We start from the raw sequence: 1,349 nt of genomic DNA, 5'->3' as shown, positions 1-1,349 counted from the left end.
CACGCTGGCGCTGGTGCTCGGTGTTGGCGTCGCTCAACTGCTGCTTATACTGGCGCAGTTGGGCATCCAGGCTATCCACCTGGCTTTGGCCGTCGGCTTTTAGCTCTAATAACTGGCTTTGATGGGTCTCGCTAAGGGCCGCAAGCGCCTGTTGCTTCTCTTCGCGCAGCTCCTTTTGCGCCTGCTCTTGGCGGGCTAACGCGGTTTGATGGGCGGCGCGGCGCTCCTGCTGGCGCTTGGAGTGGCGCTCGTGCTGCTGGCGGCGGGCCTCTATCGCAAACTCGACTTCCTGCTCGGCGCGCTTGTGGGCCATGCGGCCCTGATCCTGGGCTTCATCGGCCTGCTGCACTCGCTCGTTATGCTGTTTGAGCGATTTTTCGGCGGCTTGGCTCTCGGTCTGCACCCGGCGCTTGGCGGTGTCCGCTTCTTCGATGGCGGCCAGCAGGCTGGCTTCATCCTGGGCGTAATCTGGCAGGGCAATGGCGGAAAGATCCAGCGCCAGCCCGAACAGATCATCGCTCGCGCCTTCTGCCAGTTGCGGGGCGAGGTCACGCCGCTCCAGCAGCTCCGGCGCAATCACCTTGCCTAACTGCTGCTCCCAGCCGGGGCGATGGTAGCGCAGGAAGTGTCGCAGGCTGCCCTGCTCCGGGTCGCGCTGCTGATAGAGCGCAAAGCAGCGCTGCTCGGCGCGCTCTAACTGCTGTCGAAGTTGCACCAACTGCTGTTCGGCGCTGTCCCGCTCGCGTTTGCGGCTTTCAAACTCCCGGCGCAGGCCATCCAGAGTAGCGGCCGAGGCGTTGCGCTCCTGCTGGGCCTGATCCAGGCGCGCCTGGGCAAGCTCCGCCTCGGAAGCCTCTTCGGCGGTCTGGGTCGAGAGCGAGAGTTGCGCTTTCAGTTCGGCGAGTTGCTCAACGCCGAGTTCCAACTGCGCCTGATACTCGCCTTCCAGGCGTTGGCGCTCCTGCTGGTAGCGTTCGTTGAGCTGCTGTTCGGATTCCCACTGCTGCTCCCGGCGCAAGGCTTTCTCTTCGACCAGGGCGTCGATCAGTTCCTGGGATTCACGGGTCTGGCGGGCCAGCGCCTCAGACAATTCGCGCAGCCGACCATCCAGGCGAGCTTGGCTCTCTTTTACCGCGTCCTGCATCACGTTTAGGTGGGTGCGCAGCTGGTCACGCTGTTCCCGCCACTGGGGCAGCGCGTTGATGTCGCGCTCCAGGGCGGGCATATCCGCCTCGGCGTATTGCTCGTACTGGGTTTGTAGATCATTCAGGCGGCGCTGGGTCTGCTGCAAATCGCTGACCACTTCGCTGTGGCGGTCGTTTAGCGCGTCCCGCGCCTCATTATAGTCG

Annotated in this window: 1 protein-coding gene; it reads right to left on the bottom strand. The window is 63.9% G+C overall.

The genetic code is table 11. The annotated features are described in order from the left end of the window. Nucleotides 1–1,349: ATP-binding protein (locus tag BIS10_RS18755; RefSeq protein ID WP_253507800.1), on the bottom strand; the 1,349-nt coding region annotated here is incomplete at both ends.

The organism is Halomonas sp. 707B3 (genome assembly GCF_024158645.1).
Classification (GTDB): Bacteria; Pseudomonadota; Gammaproteobacteria; order Pseudomonadales; family Halomonadaceae; genus Vreelandella; species Vreelandella lionensis.
This window is presented reverse-complemented; position numbering and strand designations above follow the sequence as displayed.